The organism is Nostoc sp. JL34 (genome assembly GCF_017114945.1).
Taxonomy (GTDB): domain Bacteria; phylum Cyanobacteriota; class Cyanobacteriia; order Cyanobacteriales; family Nostocaceae; genus Nostoc.
In genome coordinates, this window is sequence record NZ_JABXKQ010000022.1 from 56,122 (window position 1) to 79,991 (window position 23,870).

The 23,870-nt window shown below is 41.0% G+C and carries 19 protein-coding genes and 1 tRNA gene; 11 read left to right on the forward strand and 9 right to left on the reverse strand.

Annotation, left to right across the window (positions count from 1 at the left end; genetic code table 11):
• The first annotated feature begins 61 nt into the window (after positions 1 to 61).
• Positions 62 to 592 carry a peptide deformylase gene (gene def / locus HWQ44_RS03545; protein WP_292714883.1) on the forward strand — a complete coding sequence of 177 codons (531 nt, stop codon included), beginning with the start codon at positions 62 to 64 and terminating at the stop codon, positions 590 to 592.
• A gap of 208 nt (positions 593 to 800) precedes the next feature.
• On the opposite strand, the gene HWQ44_RS03550 is transcribed toward def, so the two are convergent.
• The gene (locus tag HWQ44_RS03550; RefSeq protein ID WP_292714886.1) at positions 801 to 2,495 is read right to left on the reverse strand and encodes an NAD-binding protein; all 1,695 of its coding nucleotides are present in this window, start codon (positions 2,493 to 2,495) and stop codon (positions 801 to 803) included.
• A gap of 283 nt (positions 2,496 to 2,778) precedes the next feature.
• Between HWQ44_RS03550 and HWQ44_RS03555 the strand changes: the two genes are divergently transcribed.
• The gene (locus tag HWQ44_RS03555; RefSeq protein WP_292714889.1) at positions 2,779 to 3,879 is read left to right on the forward strand and encodes a D-alanine--D-alanine ligase family protein; all 1,101 of its coding nucleotides are present in this window, start codon (positions 2,779 to 2,781) and stop codon (positions 3,877 to 3,879) included.
• Between the two features lie 312 nt (positions 3,880 to 4,191).
• Positions 4,192 to 4,731, forward strand: a complete 540-nt coding sequence (locus tag HWQ44_RS03560; RefSeq protein WP_292714892.1) for a hypothetical protein — start codon at positions 4,192 to 4,194, stop codon at positions 4,729 to 4,731.
• A 333-nt stretch (positions 4,732 to 5,064) separates the two neighbouring features.
• On the opposite strand, the gene HWQ44_RS03565 is transcribed toward HWQ44_RS03560, so the two are convergent.
• From HWQ44_RS03565 to HWQ44_RS03580, 4 genes are all read right to left on the reverse strand, one after another.
• Positions 5,065 to 5,205, reverse strand: coding sequence for a hypothetical protein (locus HWQ44_RS03565; RefSeq protein WP_292714895.1), 141 nt, complete (start codon positions 5,203 to 5,205; stop codon positions 5,065 to 5,067).
• Positions 5,206 to 5,386: 181 nt separating this feature from the next.
• Positions 5,387 to 6,319, reverse strand: a complete 933-nt coding sequence (locus tag HWQ44_RS03570; RefSeq protein WP_292714897.1) for an alpha/beta hydrolase — start codon at positions 6,317 to 6,319, stop codon at positions 5,387 to 5,389.
• Between the two features lie 19 nt (positions 6,320 to 6,338).
• Positions 6,339 to 6,845, reverse strand: a complete 507-nt coding sequence (locus tag HWQ44_RS03575) for a DUF4112 domain-containing protein (protein WP_292714900.1) — start codon at positions 6,843 to 6,845, stop codon at positions 6,339 to 6,341.
• Between the two features lie 87 nt (positions 6,846 to 6,932).
• Positions 6,933 to 7,832 carry a YihY/virulence factor BrkB family protein gene (locus tag HWQ44_RS03580; RefSeq protein ID WP_292714903.1) on the reverse strand — a complete coding sequence of 300 codons (900 nt, stop codon included), beginning with the start codon at positions 7,830 to 7,832 and terminating at the stop codon, positions 6,933 to 6,935.
• A 174-nt stretch (positions 7,833 to 8,006) separates the two neighbouring features.
• Here HWQ44_RS03580 and HWQ44_RS03585 point away from each other — a divergent pair, with 174 nt between their 5' ends.
• Positions 8,007 to 8,486 (forward strand): hypothetical protein, encoded by a 480-nt coding sequence (locus HWQ44_RS03585; protein ID WP_292714906.1) that lies wholly within the window; start codon positions 8,007 to 8,009, stop codon positions 8,484 to 8,486.
• A 566-nt stretch (positions 8,487 to 9,052) separates the two neighbouring features.
• On the opposite strand, the gene HWQ44_RS03590 is transcribed toward HWQ44_RS03585, so the two are convergent.
• Both HWQ44_RS03590 and thrC read right to left on the reverse strand, forming a co-directional pair.
• A complete protein-coding gene (locus HWQ44_RS03590) occupies positions 9,053 to 9,919 on the reverse strand; it encodes an SDR family NAD(P)-dependent oxidoreductase (protein WP_292714909.1) in 867 nt (288 codons plus the stop codon).
• A gap of 603 nt (positions 9,920 to 10,522) precedes the next feature.
• Positions 10,523 to 11,614, reverse strand: coding sequence for a threonine synthase (gene thrC, locus HWQ44_RS03595; protein ID WP_292714914.1), 1,092 nt, complete (start codon positions 11,612 to 11,614; stop codon positions 10,523 to 10,525).
• Between the two features lie 1,157 nt (positions 11,615 to 12,771).
• On the opposite strand from thrC, the gene HWQ44_RS03600 reads away from it, so the two are divergent.
• Positions 12,772 to 12,963 (forward strand): hypothetical protein, encoded by a 192-nt coding sequence (locus tag HWQ44_RS03600; RefSeq protein ID WP_292714917.1) that lies wholly within the window; start codon positions 12,772 to 12,774, stop codon positions 12,961 to 12,963.
• An 83-nt stretch (positions 12,964 to 13,046) separates the two neighbouring features.
• On the opposite strand, the gene HWQ44_RS03605 is transcribed toward HWQ44_RS03600, so the two are convergent.
• Complete coding sequence (locus HWQ44_RS03605; protein WP_292714919.1) at positions 13,047 to 15,395, reverse strand: hypothetical protein; 2,349 nt, start codon at positions 15,393 to 15,395, stop codon at positions 13,047 to 13,049.
• A 297-nt stretch (positions 15,396 to 15,692) separates the two neighbouring features.
• Here HWQ44_RS03605 and HWQ44_RS03610 point away from each other — a divergent pair, with 297 nt between their 5' ends.
• Together HWQ44_RS03610 and trmFO are read left to right on the forward strand one after the other, a co-directional pair.
• Positions 15,693 to 17,357, forward strand: coding sequence for an iron uptake porin (locus tag HWQ44_RS03610; protein WP_292714922.1), 1,665 nt, complete (start codon positions 15,693 to 15,695; stop codon positions 17,355 to 17,357).
• A 653-nt stretch (positions 17,358 to 18,010) separates the two neighbouring features.
• Positions 18,011 to 19,324, forward strand: coding sequence for an FADH(2)-oxidizing methylenetetrahydrofolate--tRNA-(uracil(54)-C(5))-methyltransferase TrmFO (gene trmFO / locus HWQ44_RS03615; protein WP_292714924.1), 1,314 nt, complete (start codon positions 18,011 to 18,013; stop codon positions 19,322 to 19,324).
• A 68-nt stretch (positions 19,325 to 19,392) separates the two neighbouring features.
• On the opposite strand, the gene HWQ44_RS03620 is transcribed toward trmFO, so the two are convergent.
• A complete protein-coding gene (locus HWQ44_RS03620; RefSeq protein ID WP_292714927.1) occupies positions 19,393 to 19,680 on the reverse strand; it encodes a hypothetical protein in 288 nt (95 codons plus the stop codon).
• A 158-nt stretch (positions 19,681 to 19,838) separates the two neighbouring features.
• On the opposite strand from HWQ44_RS03620, the gene HWQ44_RS03625 reads away from it, so the two are divergent.
• From HWQ44_RS03625 to HWQ44_RS03640, 4 genes are all read left to right on the forward strand, one after another.
• Positions 19,839 to 21,035 (forward strand): murein hydrolase activator EnvC, encoded by a 1,197-nt coding sequence (locus HWQ44_RS03625; RefSeq protein WP_292714931.1) that lies wholly within the window; start codon positions 19,839 to 19,841, stop codon positions 21,033 to 21,035.
• Positions 21,036 to 21,100: 65 nt separating this feature from the next.
• Positions 21,101 to 21,173 (forward strand) — tRNA-Arg (locus tag HWQ44_RS03630).
• A gap of 929 nt (positions 21,174 to 22,102) precedes the next feature.
• On the forward strand, positions 22,103 to 22,420 hold the full coding sequence (locus HWQ44_RS03635; protein ID WP_190933640.1) for a hypothetical protein: 318 nt from the start codon (positions 22,103 to 22,105) through the stop codon (positions 22,418 to 22,420).
• A gap of 247 nt (positions 22,421 to 22,667) precedes the next feature.
• On the forward strand, positions 22,668 to 22,874 hold the full coding sequence (locus HWQ44_RS03640) for a hypothetical protein (RefSeq protein WP_292714936.1): 207 nt from the start codon (positions 22,668 to 22,670) through the stop codon (positions 22,872 to 22,874).
• Positions 22,875 to 23,870 lie beyond the last annotated feature (996 nt).

Here is a 23,870-nt window from a genome sequence, read left to right on the forward strand (position 1 = left end):
CATTTGAAAAACAACTGACATACTCTACTCCCTACTCCCCATTACTTAAAGAGGTTTTATCATGACTGAATTAACCCCAATCATTCAATTAGGCAATCCAATATTGCGCCAAAAAGCTGCTTGGGTTGAGAATATTCAAGATGAGCAGATCCAAAAATTAATTGAAGACTTAATCGCCACTGTTGCTAAGGCTAATGGTGTGGGAATTGCTGCACCTCAAGTAGCACAATCCTATCGTTTATTTATTGTGGCTTCCCGTCCTAATGCCAGGTATCCCAACGCCCCGGAAATGGAACCTACTGCTATGATTAATCCTAAAATCATTGCTCATTCAACTGAAGTTGTCAAAGATTGGGAAGGTTGTTTAAGTGTTCCAGGAATTAGGGGGTTAGTTCCCCGCTATAAATCTATTGAAGTGGAATACACTGACTCTCAAGGCAACTTACAAAAGCAAGAATTAACCGATTTTATCGCTCGGATTTTTCAACACGAGTACGATCATCTCAACGGTATCGTATTTGTTGATCGCATAGAGAACACTCTTGATATGATTACTGAGCAGGAATATCAACAACGAGTAGTTAACAAATAAATGGGAGTGGGGACAATACGGTTCGGTTGAGGTTTTTTGATGAAAATTTTAGATCGCTAAAGATACGATAAATCATCACAAAGACGCGATGAATCGCCGTCTCTATAAAAGACTGGTTATTGTAGAGACGGCAATTTATCGCGTCTCTACAATAACCGAACAGTATTGGGAGTGGAGAGTGGGAAGTAGTATATTAATTACGAATTATTTAAGCGTGTGATTCGTCGCAAACTCGTTCACCCCGCCACAATTGATATAGCCGCGTTGCTGGCATAGTCATATATAAAACATCACCAGCACTGAGGTGTGTTTCTAATAAATCCCAGCCGTGAAGGCTTTGGTGGTTTGTCTCTACGTACAAAGGTACACAGTCAGTAGACATAGCTACATCTTTCACCCACTGACCGCAAAAGGCATGTGAAGGTGTAATCACAGTGGCAAAAGCTACCCAAAGACTATCGGCTGTGATGCCATTGCCGAGGATGCGTCCCCCTAGTGCCGCGGCGGCAAAAGCTGGGGCTGCTAGTTCAGCCGGACTCAGTACGGCCTCGAAGCCAAATAGCTGTTGCGCTATGCCAGCAAAATCGGGATCGGCATAATGAACAATTACCGGAATGCTGGATGTCAAGCCTTTGGCTTTGAGGGCAATTTCCAGATTGGTAGCATCATTGCTAGTAACAGCAAGCACTGCGGCGGCAGACTCTATATTGCTGGCTTTGAGTATTGTGCGGAAGCTGGCATCGCCTTGAATGACGGGGATACCCAGTTCACGAGCGGTGTTGATATATTTGTTGTTGGAGTCGGGTTCAACTACTACAACTTCATATCCGCTGGCGTGGAGTTGCTGGACAATTCTCACCCCAATACCACTCAAGCCACAAACAATGTAGTGATATCGCTGAGGAATTCGGGCTGCATCCCAAAATTGCTTAAAGCGGCTTCCTAAGACAAAATCGGTGAGCATTGCATACCAAATACCAATCACCACCGCTCCAACCAGCATCATCACAACAGTAAATAATTTAACACTGTTAGGAGCATTTTCTACTACTTTGTCATTGCCACCCGCTCCAGTAATCATGCCGACAGAAAAATATAGAGCATCGACGGGAGACAAACTCAACTCAGCCGACATATAGGTGAACGTAGCAATCAGAATAACTGCCAATAAGACAATAGCACCCACCAGTACCGATCGCCCGTGTTGCTGAAACAGCCTAATATTAGTCAGGACTTTCAGCACTTTTTTAATCAATGATCTCCGAGGAGAACGGATGCGGGGTTGTGTACCAATAATTAAGCGATCGCCTACTTGTATCTCTTGTCCAGAGATGACAGCTGACACCAAATCCATCTCACCTTCTACTGGCAAGTAATAAATCAGCATTCGCGCTCGATCTTCCCACAATTCACTCAGCTTTCGACCCTTCCAGAAGTGGTTTTCATCAATGTATTCTTCGTGAATTGGCCAAGTTTGCTGAAATAATTTGATTTGTCCGATCGCTCGGTTTCCCAGCGCTGCAAAGGTGAATACGGGTGCTGCTAATCCCACAACACTCATACTCAAATGGTCTGGCAAACTTTGATCTAAGCGCTCGCCCAAATTTGTATTATAAAAACGGTTGATAATCCGAATCTGGGGATTCAGCACCCGCGCTTGCATCATAATAGACAAATTCAGAGCATCTTTAGAACCAGCGATTACTAAAGTGTGTGCCTGTTGAATTCCTGCTGCTGTTAGGGTAGAAGCTGCTTGTAAATCTCCAACAATCACATCTCCTGCTGTTTCGCCAGGGACAGATTGGTGATGAATGCCAACAACGAAGGCTCCCTGATGTCTCAGCAGACGAAAGGTTTTATATCCGGTACGTCCTAAGCCACAAACAATAATTCTGGGTTTCATGAAACGGCAGCATCTTTTACAGGTATGGCTGCATTTCTAGTTATTCATCAATATTGTTGCCCATTTTCCTGGAATATAACTGTAGCTGACAACACGATTGTTTTAATTGGAGGCAATAACAATTAAAAATTAAAAATTGTTCGCGCAACGTCTATCTGCGACACGCTGTTCGCGTTCCGAAAGAAGAGAGTTTCAGAGGGGGATATAAAATAATATAGAAAAATATGGCAACTTTTGTAGGTTGTGATACGCTATCTGCTTTAGGAGTGTGGAGGAACCGAAAATGACTAAGCTGCGCGTGGGGTTACTATTTGGCGGTCGTTCGGGAGAACATGAAGTTTCGATCAAATCAGCACGGGCGATCGCTAAAGCCTTGAGTGCAGAAGAAAATGCTAGTAAGTACGAAATACTACCTTTTTACATCCAAAAAGATGGCCGCTGGCTGGCAGGAGAAGCACCCCAAAAGGTTTTAGAAAGCGGTAGTCCGCTGCTGGAATCGGCAGAATCAACATCTGTTGGAAATCTGACATCCAATGCTCAAACTCAAACCCTAAGCAAGTGGCAATCTCCCTCTCAAGTTGCCCAAGTGGATCTTTGGTTTCCCATTCTCCATGGCCCCAACGGTGAAGATGGGACAATTCAAGGGTTACTCACCTTGATGCAAGTCCCCTTTGTTGGTTCTGGGGTGTTAGGTTCGGCAATGGGAATGGATAAAATTGCCATGAAAATGGCCTTTGAGCAAGCGGGACTAGCACAGGTAAAATATAAGGCGATCACGAGAGCGCAGGTTTGGTCTAATCCTTGCGTATTTCCGAAGCTGTGTGATGAAATTGAGGCTGCATTAGGTTATCCTGCTTTTGTCAAGCCGGCTAATTTGGGTTCATCAGTGGGTATTGCCAAAGTGCGATCGCGCCAAGAATTAGAAGCCGCTTTAGATAATGCTGCTAGTTATGACCGAAGACTGGTTGTCGAAGCTGGTGTTGTAGCCAGAGAAATAGAGTGTGCTGTTTTAGGCAATGACCAACCCCAAGCCTCTGTCATTGGAGAGATTACTTATGACAGCGATTTTTATGATTATGAAACTAAATATACTGAGGGTCGAGCAGATTTACTGATACCTGCACCAATCCCAGATGCGATCGCTCGTCAAATTCAGGACATGGCTTTGCAAGCTTTTGCCGCTGTTGACGCTGCGGGTTTAGCAAGGGTGGATTTTTTCTATGTAGAAACGACACAAGAAGTTTTTATTAACGAAATCAATACCTTACCAGGCTTTACTGCAACGAGTATGTATCCCCAACTCTGGGCCCATAGTGGAGTCCCCTTTCCAGAATTAGTTGATCGATTAATTCAACTGGCTCTTGAAAGGCATTCTCCTAGCTGACAGAGAAAATAAGCGAACTGATTTTAGATTATTACGGCAAAAAGTCACAATAAATACAGAACTTTGGCAAAAGTTAGCCAGATTTGGTAGCATCTGTTTTACAAAAAAGCTACTTGAATCTGAATTTTTGTTACGGATACCTGATGCTTGACTCCTCCAGTACAATTTATTGACTAGAGGGGTACAAATCTGAAAGTAATCATGGAAAAAAGTCAGAGTGTACAGCGCGAGCGAACCCAACTAAGAGGGGCTACTCCAGAGCTGACAAACAGGAAATCGAGACTAACAAAAAGCTCGAATGTTCTGATCTATTTGGTTGCACATCATCCTTGGCTATTATTAACTGGGTTTTTAGCCATGTTTCTGGGAGGTGGTGCCTTTGCCGTGTATAGCTTAGGTAATGCTGGCCCCGTGCCACAAGAAGAACCAGAAAAAATCCCAGTTATAGTTGAAGAACCAATCAATGTGCCCTCTGAAAATGGTAATCCTACACCTTTATGGATGGTGGCTGCGATCGTCCTCAGTTGTGGTAGTGGTTCCTTGCTCATTTTCCGAATGCTCAACCGGACAAAGCAACCGCAAAAAGTCCAAAAACAAGTTAACCGCCATCAGGCACGCTTGGTACAGAACCATTACCAAAGGTTGGAACCACGCCTTCCTAAGAACCAGCCTATTTTTGTGCCACAGCCACAACTGATGCCCGTTATGCAGATGCAACCTAAAACAAAGCATCTGGTAACGGTTCTACCAGCAGAACACAAGCACCACTTGGATAAGCGCACAGAACCTTTAGCAGACTTAATGGATCTTCGTAAAAATAGTTCATTGTCTGCAATTTTACGCCAGTATTAATACTACTGTAAAGTAAAACCCCGTTAAATTAAGACTTTTTGCCAATTAGCTTGGCTGAGATTCCCAACTTCTTTAAGAAGTCGGGAATCTTGTTATGTACGAATGATTTATTGCTATATACTGCCTTAACTGCTTTTAAAAAGTTAGATATGAGCAATTAGGAAATTTAAAAACCTGCCAAAATGGCAACCAGCTTTTGATTAACCAAGTTAAATTGTATGAAGATAAACGACTTCAAGGGTTTTGTTGTCAGGGACTACCATGTAAGCAAAATTCCTTTGTAAAACACTATTTACTAAGTGATTTACAAAAATAAAAAACTATCTCTACCAACTATTTGCAGGGTATTTTTCTCAGCAAATAAATATCAATAATCAGGTTTGGCATTTGCTGCAACAGGAATATTAAATGCTTACGGGCGTTGTTGTTGAAGTACGCATTAGCCCCCAAATAACGGGCAACGTCTGTATACATTCCTGTTCACCTCAGCAGTAAATGACAGAGTGGGAGTTTGAAAGCTGACTGATATGCTTCCTCCCACTCTTTTTTATTTAATTCGTAATTTGTAATTCGTAATTATTGTTAAAAAACTCGCACGTCATTGGGTAGGCATTTTGGCATATTTGAGATGTTCCCATCAAAAGACGAATTGTCTTTAGAAACTAGTATCTTGTAAAAACTCAAGAATCGCTGTATTCAGCACCTCAGAAGCACCAGTTGAGGCATCATGACAGCAATTAGACAAAATCTGTAATTTGGAATTGGGGATATGATGATGCAATTTTTCACCATGACTAGTAGGAAACCAACTATCTTGTTCACCCCACAGAACTAGTGTAGGACACTTAATTGCACTCAGGTTATTTTGAATTTGGGTGAGCATATTTGGCTTATTTGCTTGCCAATTCTCAATTTCTCGTGCTGCTATTTGTAACTCTTCAGTGACTTTTGCGATCGTACCAGGCAATTCAATAAACGGGTAAGTTATCCAATAGACATCTTCCTGTGTCAAGATTGAAGGATCAAATAATACCCCACGTCTTTCTATTGCCATAACTTCTCTTAATAGAGGTGCAAACAGATATGCTAGACGTAAAGAGTCAATTGTTTGCATTACTTCTAAGGGCGTTTGGGCAAGTAACCACATAGCCCAATGGGGTAGATGTTCGGCAAAAACAGGTACGTTTACTACTACAAGCCGCCCGATTAACTGCGGATTTTCTTGAGCAAGGGCAAGGGCAACTAATCCCCCCAAGGATTCAGCCACAATCACTGCGGGTTCATCACATAATGCCTGAATAACTCTTTGAAACTCAATAACTTGATGACCGTTGTGTTCTCTACGAGATAGTGGTTTTTCCGAAAAACCAAAACCTTTGGCATCAAAACAAATCACCCGATAATATTTAGATAATGCTGCTATGCTATGGCGCCAATTGTAGCTCCAACTCCCCATGCCATGTAATAAAATTAGCGGTTTCCCTTTACCTTTTTCGCCATAAGCAATTTGTATAGGATACCCTTTAGCATCAGTAATTATTAGACTTTGCCGCCCTTGAGGAAAAGTAGCTTGCCACCAATCTTTCATTCTTTTATCAATAAACTATTTAACCGCCTGTAAAGGCGTTCCACAGGATTCTAATTAGGATCACGGGCAACGCTACTAAAACAATAGAGATTAGCAACAATCCAAGCAAAACGGCAAAGATAAACCACCTATCTGCACTCTTTTGCTCGCTAGGAAACTTTAAGTACTCTTCTAATAGCTTGATATTATTAGTGTTAGCTTTCCAGGCAAAATCAAAAAAGTCTCCCAAAACTGGGACAGTACCTACCAAGCCATCAATGATTACATTCAAAACCATTTTACCTAAAGTGGCTCTAGAGACACCCAGTCGTGCTGCTTCTAGGATGATGTAGCAAGAAAACATCACTCCCAAAAAATCACCACCAATAGGTATGAGTCCTAAAATTGGATCTAGACCAAAACCAATCTTTGTACCAGGAATGGTAATAACATTATCTAGCAGCCGACTCAACTGACGCAGGCGCTTTAAGGTGGGTACTTTGGCATCAGGTTCAATCATCGAAAATCGAGGAGGAGAATCAGACATAAAAGCGATCGCTAACTTTGTATTGAATCGTTAGATATTCTACTCCCCTACTGAGCTGTTGCAAAAATTTTCTCAAGGATTTACTAATTAATATTTTTCGTTAGATTGCGACTGCGCTTTTAAGCGCATATCTTCGCCGACAGTCACGTTCAACTGGTCGCCGATCAACAGAACAGCAGCGCTCATCGACAGCCAGAGCATTAAAACTATCACAGCTCCTACAGCACCATATACTTTATTATAATTGCCAAAATTCGCCACATACAGCCTAAATAGGGCAGACAACATTGCCCAAAAAACAGCTGCTAAAATTGCTCCAGGCATCATTGGTGTGCCAGAGTTCCACTTGCTTGGGCCATAGCGATAGACGAAGCTAAAGGCGACAGCAACAATACTTAAAGCCAAAGGCCAGCGTAACAGTAGCCAAAGATGCAACAAAAAGATCAAAGAACTATTTTCGCGCACTACTATTCCCAATAGCCAGTCGCTGGTAAACACTGAGAGAGAAGCCAATACTAAAAGCAACATAGTACCAACTGTTAATCCCAGAGAGACAAGCTTGGCTTTCCAAAAGGGGCGGATGTTTTCTGGAGAAATTTGATGGATTTGGTCAAGGGCTGTCATAGCGGTATTTACCGCCCCAGAAGCAGTCCAAATTGCTAATACAAAGCTCAGAGAAAACAAACCGCTGTTTTTGGAGTTGGTAATTTCTGTGGTAGCAAAATCACGAATCAGATCCAGTGCTTCTTCAGGTAAGACTTGACTTAGTTGCACCGCCAGTTGTCTAAAGGTAGCTTGTAAAGATTCTGCCAATAAGCCAATGGCTGTGATCAAAGCAAGAATTGCTGGAAACAGCGATAGCATGGCATTGAAGGCGATTTCCGAGGCAAGTCCCAAAAGTCGCCTTTCGATTGTTCTAGAAAAAGTTTTTTTGAGTGTGCGCCAATTCAGGTGGCGAAAGAAGCGAAAAAAACGAGTCTTTGGCATAATTTAGAGTTAAAACTGGTTAAGTTTCTTAACTACTGTGCCAAATTCTGCGTAGCGATCGCATCTATCTTTTTACCGCAAGAATACCGAGTGGGGAGTGGGGGAAAGTTCCTAACTAATGACTCTTGACTAATGACTCTTGACTAATGACCATTGACTAATGACTATTTATTTATGAATCAAGATTTAACGCAACAGTGGTTGACAGAAATCCAGGTAATCAAAGAGCAGATGGCGGGACTGCAACACGAGCGCGATGCTGCTTGGGAAAGTGCCCAAAAATGGCGTCAGCTTTATAACACAGAAGCAGAACAACGCCGCACAGATACCCAACTGTCCCAACAAGCGATCGCATCTCTCAAAGCAGATTTACATAAACTCCAGGGTGTTGAAGTAGAGACACTGGCTGCTGGGACATCAGTAACAGCGATTCAACAAGAGATAGAACAAATAAAATCTGTGGAGGACTTGCAAGCTAAACTCATTGCCGTAATCAAAGAACGTGATCGCCTTTTGCAAGCTTTGAAAACTGAGCAGGACAACCATGCCCAAACCCGCAATAGCCTCACTACTGCCTTGGGTGATGCTATTGATAGTTTGACACGTGAACGAGCGCTAGGAGTAGGAGACAAAGAAACAGTAGGGAAGGGGTAGAACTCCTAACTATTTACTCAGCATGAGCAATTCTATCTATAGAAATTCGATTTTATTCCTGAACTTACTTGTGTAGGGAGAGAATAAGGAACTCTTAACAGGAAAGAAGGGAAATAGATGTGTACTGAGTTTTTTCACACAATCAAATAGGGGTTATATAGAAAACATTTTGGCTCTCAAAATATATGTGTGGTTAGTGCTTATAGCGGTTCCCATTCAGATGCGGTACAAAATTATATCGCGAGTTGTAGGGGCACGGCACTGCCCATTGGTGTCAACTTAAGCTAGAAATAGCGTACTGATTGGATGTTGTTCACCCGCCAGGGAATATAATTCCCTGACTAATTGCTCAAGTCTACTGAAGTAGACTGAAAATTTTCGCGCTATTTAGTCCTCTTCAGAGGACTTTAGTTATGAGACAGGGATTTACAATCCCTGGCGGACGTGCGGTTTCACGTTAAGTTGATACCAATGGGCACTGCCGTGCCCCTACACGTGTACTTCGCTAGATCGGGAAACGCTATATAGATTTTAACCCTTTGTGCTACAGAAAAATACAAAACCTTCTATTTCCTACGTATTTCTGCATAACCCCGATTTCTTCCAATATCTAAATTTTCTCTCTGCCTAGAGTTCACTTTCACCACACCAATCAACCGATAGATTGTATTTACAAATTGTGGATAAATTTGTCCAATTGCAAGCAATAGTTTCGTCATACTTTCGTTAAGCAGACCGCCATTGACTATTATCTCTGACTGGTTTTGCTTAAGAGCTTTGATGACTGCATTTGCCACATCAGCAGGTATGGAAATACCTGCTAATTGAGGTACTGTTAAACCACTATCAACAGTCATCCCGACTCTACTGATATATCCAGGACAAATCGTTGAGAGATTTACACCAGTACCAGCCAATTCTTCTCGCACAGCATCACTCCACATAATCAAACCAGCTTTACTCGCAGAATAAATACTGTTGTAAGCAACTCCCTTTTTGCCGCCAAGAGAAGCAATATTAACAATGTGCCCTGTCCCGCGTTCTAACATACTTGGCAGTAACAAACGCGTCAATTCCATAGGAGCAAGTAGATTAGTTGTTACTACTGACTGGATTTCTTCGAGAGAATAATCTACAAAAGTTCGAGAAATTATTATTGCAGCATTATTAATTAAAATATCAACTGGGCCGACAAATTTATTAATCTGATGCACTAGAGTAGAAAACTCTGTCAGGTTTGTTATATCAAAGGGAATACTTATTCCTTTACCACCAACTATTTTGATTTCATTATATGTTTTATCTAACCCTGACTGTGAACGAGAAACGCTGACTACAGTTGCTTTTTCTTTTGCCAAACTCCGAGCAATATATACTCCTAATCCGCGTGAAGCACCAGTCAAAAGTACTGTTTTACCTTTAAGACTTGTCATGATAACTTCCTGGTATTTTAATGCTAATAAAATTTACAGATTACGAACAATAAATAATTTCCAAAGTCAGAAAATTAAAAGTAGTGCATCAGCAAAATATGGGAGAAATAATTCGTGCAAAATCCAGAGAATAGTTGCTAACCCTGCTCATTATCCAGCAGTATTTTCCTTATAGCTGTCTGAACTTTTCACTCCGATATTATGTCAGTGAGATACTTAATTGCAACTCATATGCAACACTTTGAGTCCAAGATAAAGTATTACAAAAAGTAACTGGAAAATCATGCGGAGCAAGTAATATCCTGTCCGGTTAAAGACTTATCATTTTTTTCTCGCGCCTACTCTATGAAAAGTAGCTTGCAACTCCCTTAGCGGAGTGTCACCCCCAAACTCAATAGCGCAACGATCGCAAGTCAGATGCTCGTTCCTCTTTACTGCTTCGCTAAGGGACTTGCAAGTAATAAAATATCCTAATATTTTTTGTAGGATGGGCAAAACGCCAATCCAGTGAATTGGGCGGACTTTCCGGCCCACCCCACAAGATTGGATAATTTAATTTATTTGTTTGTTGGAGTTCCCTAACGCTAACGCTTTGCGTGAATCCTAAAATCCCATTGCCTCAGCTACTGCGCCTAATTCCGCCGCGATCCCCTGTTGAAATTGACTGTGATTATGTTTAATGGCTGTATCTGGGTCTTTAAGACCATTACCTGTGAGGACACAAACAACTGTCGCCCCTGTGGGAATTTGGTCTTTTACCTGCAACAAACCGGCTACAGAAGCGGCGCTAGCCGGTTCGCAGAAGATACCTTCTGATGCTGCCAAAAGTCGATAAGCGTCGAGAATTTCGGCATCGGTAACGGCATGGAAATTTCCCTGACTTGCGGTTTGTGCCGCGATCGCTAATTCCCAACTAGCAGGGTTGCCAATGCGAATTGCTGTCGCTAGAGTTTCGGGATGCGCCACTGGCTGACCGTGGACTAAGGGGGCTGCTCCTGCGGCTTGGAATCCCATCATCTTGGGTAGGCGATCGCACTTTCTGGCTTGATGATATTGACAAAAACCCATCCAATATGCTGTGATATTTCCCGCATTACCCACAGGAATACACAACCAGTCTGGGGCATCACCCAGCGCATCAACAATTTCAAAGGCTGCTGTTTTCTGTCCTTCTAGGCGGTAAGGATTGACCGAATTCACCAAAGTGATCGGATAGCTTTCGGCCATCTCGCGGACAATTTCTAGGGCTTGGTCAAAATTCCCTTTAATTGCCAATACTTCTGCCCCGTACAGCAACGCTTGGGCTAACTTGCCCAACGCCACATAACCGTCGGGAATCAGTACAAAGGCATTCATCCCTCCCCGTCTGGCATAGGCGGCGGCGGCGGCTGAGGTGTTGCCCGTGCTAGCACAAATTACTGCTTTTGCCCCTGCTTCCTTGGCCTTGGAAATTGCCATAGTCATCCCCCGGTCTTTGAAGCTGCCGGTAGGATTTAGACCGTCGTATTTTACAAAAACCCGTACTTGTCTGCCAATGCGTTCTGCGATCGCTGGCACTGGTATTAGAGGTGTATTTCCCTCCAAGAGAGTGACAACCGGTGTTTTTTCGCTGACAGGCAAGTATTCGCGATAGGCTTCTATCAGTCCGGGCCAGGGTTGGCGATGAGATGTAGCAACAGACAGGCTCAAAGTCACGGGATTTAAAATTTCTTAATGTTAAGGATCGGATATTTAGAGGGGGTGGAATTAAAGAAGTGCAGAATAGGGAAGAGGAAGAAAGTGAATTTTCTTTGCCAGTTCCCAGTTAAGAGTCCCTTTATTCCATTAAGAATATTATTTTTTGTGGTGCAGGCATTTCACTTGCTATTTTTTATTTTATTTAGAACGTCAGTTTATCATAACTGCCACGGTGACCTTAGGTTCAACAAATTAGCCTGGGGATGCTAATGGGGTGAAAAATGATAGACAAATGTATGGGACTTAGGTAAGAACTCTCTGAAATTCTTATTCTTCCCGCAGAAAGGCACTTTTGATGCGTGCGTCCGTTCAGCGAACGAGTCATTTTCAGTCTAGATATCTACGAGAGATAAAAGCCATTTCTTCAAACTATTAAAATGATAAAAACAACTGATTGCTCGAATCAATTAAAAACTTGCTTTATTTACAGTTTTATGTTTTCATAATCAAAATCATTTTGGTAACTATATTATGGAAACCGTGAAAATTTACAGACCGGGCGAAATATCCCGCCAAACAGGACAGTATTGCGTTGTTGATATTGAAGGAAATCCTGTAATAGACCAAAAAGGACTTACACACACAATCACGATAAGCAATAGCATATCTTTTCCAGATAACCGTTTTAGTCAGGAATTTGGGTATCGACTTGTGTGTACACCGTAGTCTTAAAAAGGGGGGAACTAGAATCTTTTGCCCCCTTTTTAAGAGGATTGGGGGGATCTAAAACTAAGGGAAATTGCGTATTTGAGCTTAATTTGACACCAATGAACATTGCTGTACCTTACATCTTTTCATAATTTGGCGTAATTATTGATATATTCTACATATAATTTCTTGCGTAAAATCCCTAAAAGCAGCGATAATAATTCATACAACCATAATTGACAGGCTATCAGTTAAGTACTGCTAAGTACCGTCAAGTGGACGAAAGCTTTGTATACTTGGAGCCATGTTTTCTTTGGAACACAGCTATTATGATCACCGTCTCTTATGATTGAACCTAAAATCCATTAGAGTAATTGATTGAAAACATCCAATAATTTAATAAAGCTTAAAAGAGCATTATTATATTATTTCTAATGGTGTGAGTTAAGTTGTGGATTTAATTAGCGATGCCTACTTGTTTATCTAGTGTTTCCGATCGCGAGTCCCAGACTAACTGGGTCAGTAAGTTAACCAAGTCTTACTATCAAGACGATCAGCAAGCTAAATTGATGCATTTACAGGCAGAGGTAGACTCTCTGTTACAGCAGTTGGAAAATCTGAAGCACCAACGTCTAGCCGAAACTAACCAAAAAGAATAAGTCAGTCTTGTAGATAGCGATGTCTACGACGGGCTACGCCTAAGCTTTTCCCCTCTCTAATCTAAATTTGAGCAAGGGGCGTGCTATTCAAAGCGCTGATTTTTCTCTGACCAGCGTCTCAAACTATAGTTATGAGCATTTTCTACCAGCAAAGCTAAGGATTGCACGCCTGAAAGCTTGGCGATCGCCGAGAGTTTTTGTAGGTAATTTACCGTAAAATCAGTGTAAATAACTTTATTGTTGTCAGACAAAATTATAGTCCGGTCACGGCGTTGCTCTGTATTTTTTCCTTGAATTTCAGATGCAGGCTGATTTAAGGATGCAATTGCTTCTGGTGAAATAGTCAGTATAATTTCTGGTTGAGCGTTATTTGTTAAATCAATCACTTGAACGGGCCAATCACCCAATTTTTGCTGCATCTGCTCAAAGCTAGGAATAGCGCCAGCCGGAACTTCACCAGATTGCTGTAAAGATTGCCACAGACTCGATAGTATTACCTTCACCCCTTGGGGATTTTGTTGATGCAGTTCTTGTAGAGTAATGGGAGATGGTTGCACCCATTCCAGTGCTGCATTGGTCAAGGCTAAAGGTTTGGGTTGGAGAACATCGTTTTGATTCTCTGGAATTTTTGGGCCAGCAGCTAATAGGCGTAAAACTTTACCCCGTAATTGCACCGCTTTGATAGCGGCTATAGTAATTTTTTGTTCTCCATTTGGTAACCAGACCACAATCTGAATTTCCGGGTCAGAAGTGATTCCCAAAGTTTTCCAGAAAAATTTGGCGGCGTCAGTTTTCGGTGGGTTGAAATTCTCAAAGGGAAAATTTAGCCAGCGTTTCCCGTCATTAAATGCACTTACCTCCACCTGATACCAAACTTGGTTATCTGTAAGTTTCAAATCTGCTGGGGAATTTGGTTGCAGCCATTCGGTGTTGGTAACTTGAGTGATTGGTTGCACCGTACCAACAATCTGACTAGGGTGAGTAGAAGATATTTGCGACGTACCCTCACCATTGAGTTTTGCCAATAAACCTTGAATATAGGCAAGATTATCTTTTGTAATTTTTGGTTGCGTCTTTAACCAAGAATTAGCATGTTTTTCTCCCCGCTGAACTGCTAAAATCAGAGCGAACCAAGCTTGCACCTCTGGTCTATTTGGGTTCACCTGCAACGCCGCCGCTATGCGATTCCACAATCGGTTTTCATCAGCTTTGAGTAGGGTAGCAATTTCTTGAGCATTATGTGGCGACGCTTCAAACACCTGTAAAGCTTTCTCCCAGCGACCATCAATTAAATCTGCTAGCACTTCTTGACTAGGACTTGCCCAAATTTTCTGGGCTTGGGTTTTAGTAAGTTGGGAATGCAAGCGAATCAAATCCATTTGCGCTTGCGCCGCCTCTGGCAAAACTCCTTTGCGCTGTTTTTTGATGAATTTCAACCATTCAAAAGCAGGTGTCCACAATCCACTACGGGCAATTGACAGGGCATTTTGGTATGCAGAATCCTTGAGGACTGGTGATTTGAGGGTAATCGCCTCCAATTGAATTGGTTTGAGGAATAACTTCAGAGGTTTGACTTGGTAAACCTCTAAGTGCGGTTCTAAACCTACTGTTTGATCGACAACTAACTCTTTTGTACCATCACCAGTTACCTGCTGCCATTTGGGTAATTGTCCATTAGGACTAGTCCAAGACAACATTTGTATTAAATTCGTGCGTTCTGGATTGTAGTATACGACATGACCATAGGCGATCGCACCAGTTCCTTGTTGGCGTTGACCCCGCAAATTAAACCAAACTCCTGGTGATGGTGTCCCACCTTCAAAGCGTTGCACTTCAGTTAAAGGTAGAGGAGTGTTAATATCTTGCGGTTCTTCAAGTGAGGGAAAAATTACAAAGGATTCTTCTGGCCCAGTTATAGGTAATTGAGTCGCTAGATAGTAGTAATTTTCTGACTGAGATTTAAACTCTAACTCAACTGATAGCTCGTAAACCCTGAGTTCCACCAGTTCTTTACAATCAGATTGACAATTAGCACGCTGTTGAAAAACTGGCAGTAAAAATGAGTTTTTCACATCCTGATGTAAAGGTAGAGTTTTCCCAAATATTTGGTTTTTTTTACTCAAATCGAGTTGAATTTGTTTGAGAGTTTGGGGGCGTTCGTGCTTACCAAGGGGGATTTGTGCCCATGCAGGTAAAATTTTATTTAGCCAGCTTACTTGATCTGGATTGAAGATGAAGAGAACACTAATCCAGGCAAAAGCCATAATTAGACTAGCACTACTCAACAGAATTGCGATCGCTAGCATTGACGACAACCAACTTCCGCGTTTTAGCTTTTTCTGGGGTTTTTTAGCGACACGTTTCATCGCACCAGCAGGAGGTTGATTTAATTTAGAGGCTTTTGGCGTCAGCTTGCGTGAACGATTTGCCATAGATTGAGGATTAGGGATTGGGTATCAGGGATTGAGGATTGAAAATCGGAGATTGGAAATTGAGAAAACTCTTTCCTAGTCCCCAATCCCCAGTACCTAGTCCCCAATACCCAATACCCTGTTATACTCGCCCTTTCAGAAGTTGCCCAGAAGCATTAAGTCTAATTTGGGACAAAATCCGTAAATGTCCCCATGTAAACGCTAGATGATCGCGAATACACTCTTCACTTAAGTATGTGAGCAGAGTGTAAAAAGTTGAAAGGTATACTTATAAGCCGCAGTTATCGCAAAACCTGGATGCTCGCATGGTTACTAATTGCGGGAGTAAATGGAGTTGCACAAAAAGCACTAGCACAAGAGTATATAAATACAGGAACTACTCAGGAGTTAGGAGTTAATAACGATAATATTATTCCCTCATCTCCCCTCCTCCCAGAAGAACCGATGGCACAAGTTACATCGGTTTCTCAACTCAAGGACGTACAACCCAATGATTGGGCATTCCAAGCCTTGCAGTCTTTGGTAGAACGTTATGGTTGTATAGCCGGCTATCCAGATAGCAGCTATCGCGGTAATCGCGCCTTAACTCGGTATGAATTCGCCGCTGGTGTGAATGCTTGTTTAGATAGAATCAACGAATTAATCACTACAGCCACCAGCGATTTAGTCACTCGCGATGATTTAGCAAAATTACAAAAATTGCAGTCAGAATTTGCCGCTGAATTGGCAACTTTGCGGGGTCGTGTCGATAGTTTAGAAGCTAGAACTGCTGAAATCGAAGCCTACCAATTCTCAACAACTACCAAACTCAGTGGACTACTGATAGTTGGCATTCAAGGACGGACTAACAATCGTGGTGATGTTAATCCTAGAGATGGACAAAAAGATACAGATGATGCAGGGACAAACATTGATGTTATATCCCTGGCGCAGCTGTATTTAACTAGTCAAATCACCCCTCGTAGTTACTTATTTACAGGTCTTTTAGCTGGTAGAGGTACTTCGGGGCCAAGATTTACCAATAGTGTTTCCCGAAATGATGTTTTACTTGGTTACGAATTTCCTACAGATAACTTGATTGTAAGTGACCTCAATTTTCATTGGCTGGTGACAGATAAATTAGCAGTAATGGTGGGAACAGAAGGCGTAAGTATGCCAGCTGCATTCCGAGGCCCCAATCGGGTAGAAAGTGCTGCAACAGGGCCGCTGTCTTATTTTGCCCAAAGAAACCCAATTTTAAATATGGGATATGGTCACGGCGGTATAGCTATTGATTGGCAATTTGCTAAACGCGCTAGTTTGCAGGCAATTTATACTAGTTATCAACCAGGAAATCCCGGTAAAGGTAGCGGTTTATTTGATGGAACCACCACTACAGGTGTGCAATTGCTGCTGACACCAACTGATACCCTAGATTTCAGTTTGTATTACGTTAACAATTATTCTTCGGATGGTTGTTTGCTAACCTTTGTTGGCGATGAATGCTTAACTACAGTTAATACCAGTACCGGAAAATCAGCACCACTGCAAACTAACGCCGTGGGTGCGACTGTAACTTGGCAAATTTCTCCCAGCATTAGCGCAGGTGCGTGGGGTGGTTATACTAAATCTTATATTCCTGGGCGATCGGGAAATGTAGAGACAACGAATTATATGGTGTTTCTGAATTTTCCTGATTTATTTGCTAAAGGAAATTTGGCAGGAATTTATGTCGGTCAACCTCCTAAAATCACCAGTAGCAACTTACCCATAGGGAATAATGTCCCTGATTTTGTCAATACTGGTTTAGGACGTGCAGGTGGACAACCAGGGACAACTACTCAAATTGAGGCATTCTATCGTTTCCAGCTAACAAATAATATCAGCATTACACCAGGAATAATTCACATCTTGGAGCCTGGTCACACACCAGATAGTGACTCAGTTACCATTGGCATTGTGCGGAGTACTTTTAGTTTTTAATTCTGCTAGCAGAGAAATATTATAGAACTTAAGTCTTGACAGACGCTTATACACAATTGGGTGCAAAAAACTCTTGAATATCTCTTTTCCAATACCCCATCCTCAATTTTCAATAAATATAAAAAAGGTTTGGCGGTGAGCCAAACCTCAATATAAATCCAGTGCATAACAACATCCCGAATTAATTTACTCATTATTCTATTAATCAGGCATCTTCCTATAGGATGTGTGCAAATATCGTGAAAACTGATACGATATTGCCTTAGTATAATATAATACACAAAATATTAAATTAATCTGCCATAGGTTAGAGGCTATGGCAGATTAATTTAAATGTTAAAGATAGTAATACAGCTATAGCAATCCGATTTGATTGGGTGAAAAAATCTAAGTGTATGTAGAGTAGAATGTCACTTACTTAAGATTTTTATGTTGTCATCTGGGCTTAGATAGCACGTGGTGGTTTGGTCATGGTGAGGATATGACTTAGGTCGGTGTTTTAGTCCTCTTGGTTGAGTGCGATCGCATTGAGTTGGAAGCAGTTTTTACAACTTTGGTTGGATTGACAGAAGTAGCTATGAGTTTACCTCTTTTTATTTTTACTTCTGTAATGCTGATGGATACTTAATAATATGGAAATTAAAAATTTAACTATGGAAAAACAATCGATACAAGTAATTGGAGGTGGACTAGCTGGGACAGAAGCAGCGTGGCAAATAGCCCAAGCTGGAGTGCCAGTAATTCTCCATGAAATGCGTCCAAAGCGATTTAGTCCGGCTCATCATACAGAACATTTGGCGGAATTGGTGTGTAGTAATTCCTTTGGGGCAATGGCAAGCGATCGCGCCGCTGGATTATTGCACGAAGAGTTACGCCAACTAGGTTCTATCGTCATTTCTAAAGCTGATGAACACGCCGTTCCTGCTGGTGGGGCGCTAGCTGTGGATCGGGGACAATTTGGCCAAGATTTGACTCAAACTTTAGCTAGTCATCCTCTAATTGAATTCCGCAGAGGTGAAGTGTCTGCAATTCCTGAAGGGATTGTAGTTTTGGCAACCGGGCCTTTAACTAGTCCCGACTTAGCAGAAGATTTGCAGCGCTTTACGGGGATGGAATACCTCAGCTTTTTTGATGCAGCTAGTCCAATTATCGTGGGAGAATCGATTAATCGTGACGTTGCTTTTATGGCATCACGTTATGACAAAGGTGAAGCTGCTTATCTCAACTGCCCAATGAATAAAGAGCAGTACTTGCACTTTCGAGAAGAACTTTGTAAGGCTGAACAAACAGAACTCAAGGGTTTTGAACGGGAAACAGCCAAATTTTTTGAAGCTTGTTTACCGATAGAAGAACTAGCACAGCGAGGGGAAGATACCATGCGCTACGGCCCCCTCAAGCCAGTGGGATTGTCAGATACTCGCACAGGGGAACGTCCTTATGCTGTAGTGCAGTTGCGACAAGAAGATAAAGCTGGTCAACTGTGGAACATGGTAGGATTTCAAACTAACCTGCGCTGGGGTGAGCAAAAGCGAATATTTCAGTTAATTCCCAGTTTGGAAAAGGCGGAGTTTGTGCGGCTAGGAGTGATGCACCGCAACACTTTTATTAATGCTCCTCAGTTAATGTATCCTACCCTGCAATTTAAAGGGCGTCCGACATTATTAGCCGCTGGACAATTGATTGGTACTGAAGGCTACACCGCAGCCGCTGCGGGTGGTTGCTTGGCAGGAATTAATGCAGCAAGATTAGCTTTGGGTAAAGAAGCTTTGATTTTACCACCAACAACAATGATGGGTGCATTATTGGAATTTATTAGTTCCGCTTCGCCCAAGCATTTCCAGCCAATGCCACCCAACTTTGGGATTTTTCCCGATTTAGGAGAGAAAATCAAAAGTAAACCAGAGCGTTATGGACGTTACCGCGATCGCTCTTTAACTGATTTGGCAAATTGGAAAGCTAATCAATAATTAATCGGCAGGAGGCAGGAGGCAGAAGTTCTTGAATTTTGAATTTTGAATTGATTTCTCCCCACTCCCTATTTTTTAATAGTGGCTAATCCATGTACACCTAACGCTGTAATTACGCCTCCTAGCAATCCCCAGGTACCATCGGCAAATACGTTAATGCGATGAATGTAGGTGCGATGATAGGCATACTCTAACTGTCTATCATTTACTTTTCCCACCTCTACCAGATTTTCCACATACTTTTCAGCTTTGATCAGTGCTGCATAATCGAGATTAAACCAATATAACGATACTCCCACCACTGCCAAACCTGGAAAGACCAAGGTAATTAAGAGAATTGCTATACGTGCCTTCATACATCTCACCCACTAACATACCTGCTCAATGCTGACATAGCTGGAATTCTTGTGTTACAACTTGGCAGACAATTTAATAATGTGTTGGAATGGGTGAATCAGATTTTGGGAATAATCCTCATAGTGTTTGAAAGCATCGTTCTGGTTAGGCTCGCACTATGAGAGGGCAATTTCTAGGAAAAAAGCAGATTTATTGCTGTTTGTCTATTGCATTTTGCTGCATTTTGTGGGTTTGTTTGGTATTAATTCCAGCTCATGCAACGTCTACAGGGTCTATTGATACTTTGCGACAACAAAAGCAACAAATGAACCAGCAGCATCAGAGTGTGGTTAACGAGCGCGATCGCTTAACAAATCTCCAACAAGAGGCCCAAAAAAACCTTACTGGTTTAAAGCAAAATCTGCAAACTACAGATAACTACATTCAAGAGAGCGAATCACGATTACAACTCGCCGCCCAACGCCTCCAGCAGTTGGAAAGTGATTTAGCTGTGGCGGAACGTTCCTATGAGGAGCGGCAAATAGCAACAGTAGCACGATTGCGTTATCTCCAGCGATCGCCTACATCTGTTGGATGGGCAGTTTTGCTCCAAAGTCAAAATATCAGCGACTTTTTCAGCCGTCGTCATCAGTTGAAGTTAGTGTATCAGGCAGACGAACAAATTTTGGTAAAACTCAACCAACAAGCAAACCTGATCAATAAACAAAAAACGGAAGTAGAACAGCAAAAAAATGAAATTGGCTTAATTCGTGAGCAACTGTTAGCACAAAAAACTGATTATCAAACCCAAGCGCAATCGCAATCAGAATTGATTCAACGCCTAAATAGCGATCGCCTCGCCTTGGAAGCCGCACAAAATCAGCTAGAGAGAGAATCCAAAAATCTAGAAGTTTTGATTCAACAAAAGGTAGCAGAAGCTGAAGAGGCGCAAGGAAAAACCAACAGCCGGACAAGCATCATCATTCGGGGAACTGGTGTAATGACATATCCTAGCGATGCTCCCACTAGCAGTCCCTTCGGCTGGCGGATGCACCCCATTCTTGGCTATCGTCGCTTTCACGCTGGGTTAGATTTTGCTGCTAGTTATGGCAGTAAAATTCGGGCAGCCGATTCAGGAACAGTAATTTTTGCTGGGTGGTATGGTGGTTATGGCAGAGCGGTAATTATTGACCACGGCAAAGGCATTACGACACTCTACGGACATACCAGCGAGTTATATGTCACCGAAGGACAAACAGTTGAACGCGGACAAGCGATCGGTGCTGTAGGTTCCACAGGTTTCTCAACTGGGCCCCATCTCCACTTTGAAGTTCGTCGGAATGGTACACCCGTAGACCCAACTAATTATCTTTAACCCAGAAACCAAGTTTTTTTAGAGTGCAAATTCTATCACAGACGTGCTATAATATCGAAGGTTAAGGGCGCGTAGCTCAGTGGATAGAGCAACAGATTCCGGTTCTGTGGGTCGGGGGTTCAAATCCCTCCGCGCTCGTTACCCTTACAAGACTAACCACAAAATCGAGAGGTCATTTTCTCTCAGTTTTCTCTCACAGGATAAAACCAATCTACCCTATGAGACAGAATTGCAACGGATAGCTGGAATACAGAAAAATTATATGTCAGACTTATTAATATAATTTTTGGTTATAACTCTTTTATAAAACCTGTCTCTGAATAATTCCTAAGAATTTGCTAGAAAATTTTTAATATAATTTATACCAAACTTGACTTTTTTAATATTTTGTGCATGAAGTTGATTTAATAATGGTGCTGTGTCTGCGGTAGAGTGCTATCACCTATATTTATATGTATGCACTTTGGTATGCAACTTTTTGCATACCTTACATACTTCAGTATATTTTCATCCAACTTTTTATGCTTGCTAGGGAATCTAAAGGAAACGGGACTCTTAATTAATAAAAATAGTGTTAGAAAATATCTAATTTCTACTTTCCATACGTTATTTAACTACTCCGACTGGGAAACATTAAGATGTAAGGCAAATCTGCTATAGCCTTGTAGCAGCTATCCTGTGGTAAATAACTCCTCTCAGATTGAGCTACACAGCCTTTATTTTTTGTTTCAGGTTCATAGTCATTTCCATAAGTTAGAACCTATAATAACCATTTTTAGATGGAGTAGTGCTGTAAGCGTAAATGGTATGGAAGTTAAAAACCAAGGAATAATCACGGTCACACTGTCCAGACCTTTAACCTTGCTACTATTGGCAAGCTTCTATTTTGCCAAGTTTTAATAAGTAATTCTGTTTAAAAGCGCTATGTTTGATAGATTGCAGAATGCTTTTTCTCTATAGCTTTGGTAAAGCCCAGTTTTCATAACTTACTCAATCAAACAAAAATAAATTAGAGTTTTTAATTTAGAGACGGGAATACTAGATTGATATTGCTAAGGAGAATCACCATGTCTGAAGAAACTCAAAAACTTACTCCTACTGAAGAAAATTTACCACCTTGGATTAAACTAAGACTTAGACAAGACGAATTTTACTATGGTCTACTTACTACAAGTGGTACTGTTATTGGGATTAGTAGAATAAATGAAGTTACTTTAATGCCTGACGGTTCCTACTGGATAGAAGTAAATTTATTAGTTGGCACCCCACCTCTAAGCATCTCAAATATGCCTTTTTTAATCGCACCTTCAACTTACCCGACTGCAACAATAAACAGTAGTCACATCATTGCTGCTTTTGATTTAGGACATTATCACGAAAACTAAAATTAGCTATTCAACTAAAGTTGCAATTTATACTAGCCTCGTTTAAATTAAATAGACGGGGTTTTATTTTGCTACCTTTCCAAGTTAGTTGTTAGAATTTTGCTAACTAGAATCCAAGTTCTTATAAGTAGTACTACTTAGTAAACCTATATTTCCATAATTTATTAAAATAATTTAAAGTGTTTATACGGTTAACTTTTTATTAGTACATCTATACCATCTTAGAACTATAGTTTGGAAATAAAAGATGGTTGCTGGAAAATGTTCAAAATGTGATTCCATGATTACTTCAATAAATATTGAAAATATTGCAGGAAAGGTAAATGGCAAAGATGCATGGAATTGTATTTCTTATAACTGCCCAAGATGCAACACAATACTGAGCATTCAAATTGACCCAGTAGCATTAAAAACAGACACAATTGACGGAGTTGTACAAAGGTTAAATCGTTAAACCACAGCTATTCATACTTTGATTAATACTTTGATTAATACTTCTGTACTAACCTCGTTTAAATCAAATAGACGAGGTTTGTGCTATTTAATTATGAGTACATGGTTTCTGGCAACTTATTTCAAAATGGTTTGCTTGGTGGAAATATTTGCTTAGTGATTAGATTTATTTTGAATAAAATTCGCTGTTCTCTCCCCTATAGGAGAACACGACCTCTAGAACCCGCATGGTTAAGCCATTTTTACTTTCCGCGTAGACCCTATTTTTTAAAATTAAAGCTTACGCGGAAAGAATTATTCTTAATAAGGTTATCTAATCATCAAGCTAATCGCTGGGTAATAACGCATTAAAAAATTGATTTAGTATAAAATAATTTTTTTATTTATCAAAAAATGTTATCTTTATTGCTTATACTCTATGTAACATTACTAGTGTTTAACACAATGGTATACTGATGAATGGACGACTTTTTACTTTACGTATCTGGCTCTATGTATAGAATTTATTGCTGGTATTATACATATTATAAATGCAGTTAATGCTTTCTTATGTTCAATTCACTACTAAAAAATAGTGTCTCCTACTGTTGCTTTCTACTGTTGTTAATGATAGTTTAGGTATTCTACATTGGACTTGTTGTATCTTATAACGTCTAATGAAAAGTTTTGCTTCACTAGTTAAAAAGCTTAATCTTGTACCATACCGAAAGCAGCAATTTAATTATATAGACCACATCCCACATTTTTTAGCGGTCACTTCCTATTTTGCTCTTTTTGGATTTTCTTTTCATAATCCTGATGCAAGACCAGCTTTTATTAATGTTTGTACGCTTTTAATAGCTGGTTATTTGGGAAAAACCCCGAATAATAAACAATAAAAAGCCTCTTACCAGATTGACTGACAAGAGACTTGGATTATAATGTTGTTCTCAGATTAGCGTATAAGTAAGTCGTGGTGAAATTTTATAAGTATGTAACAAAAAATTAAGCAGAAGAA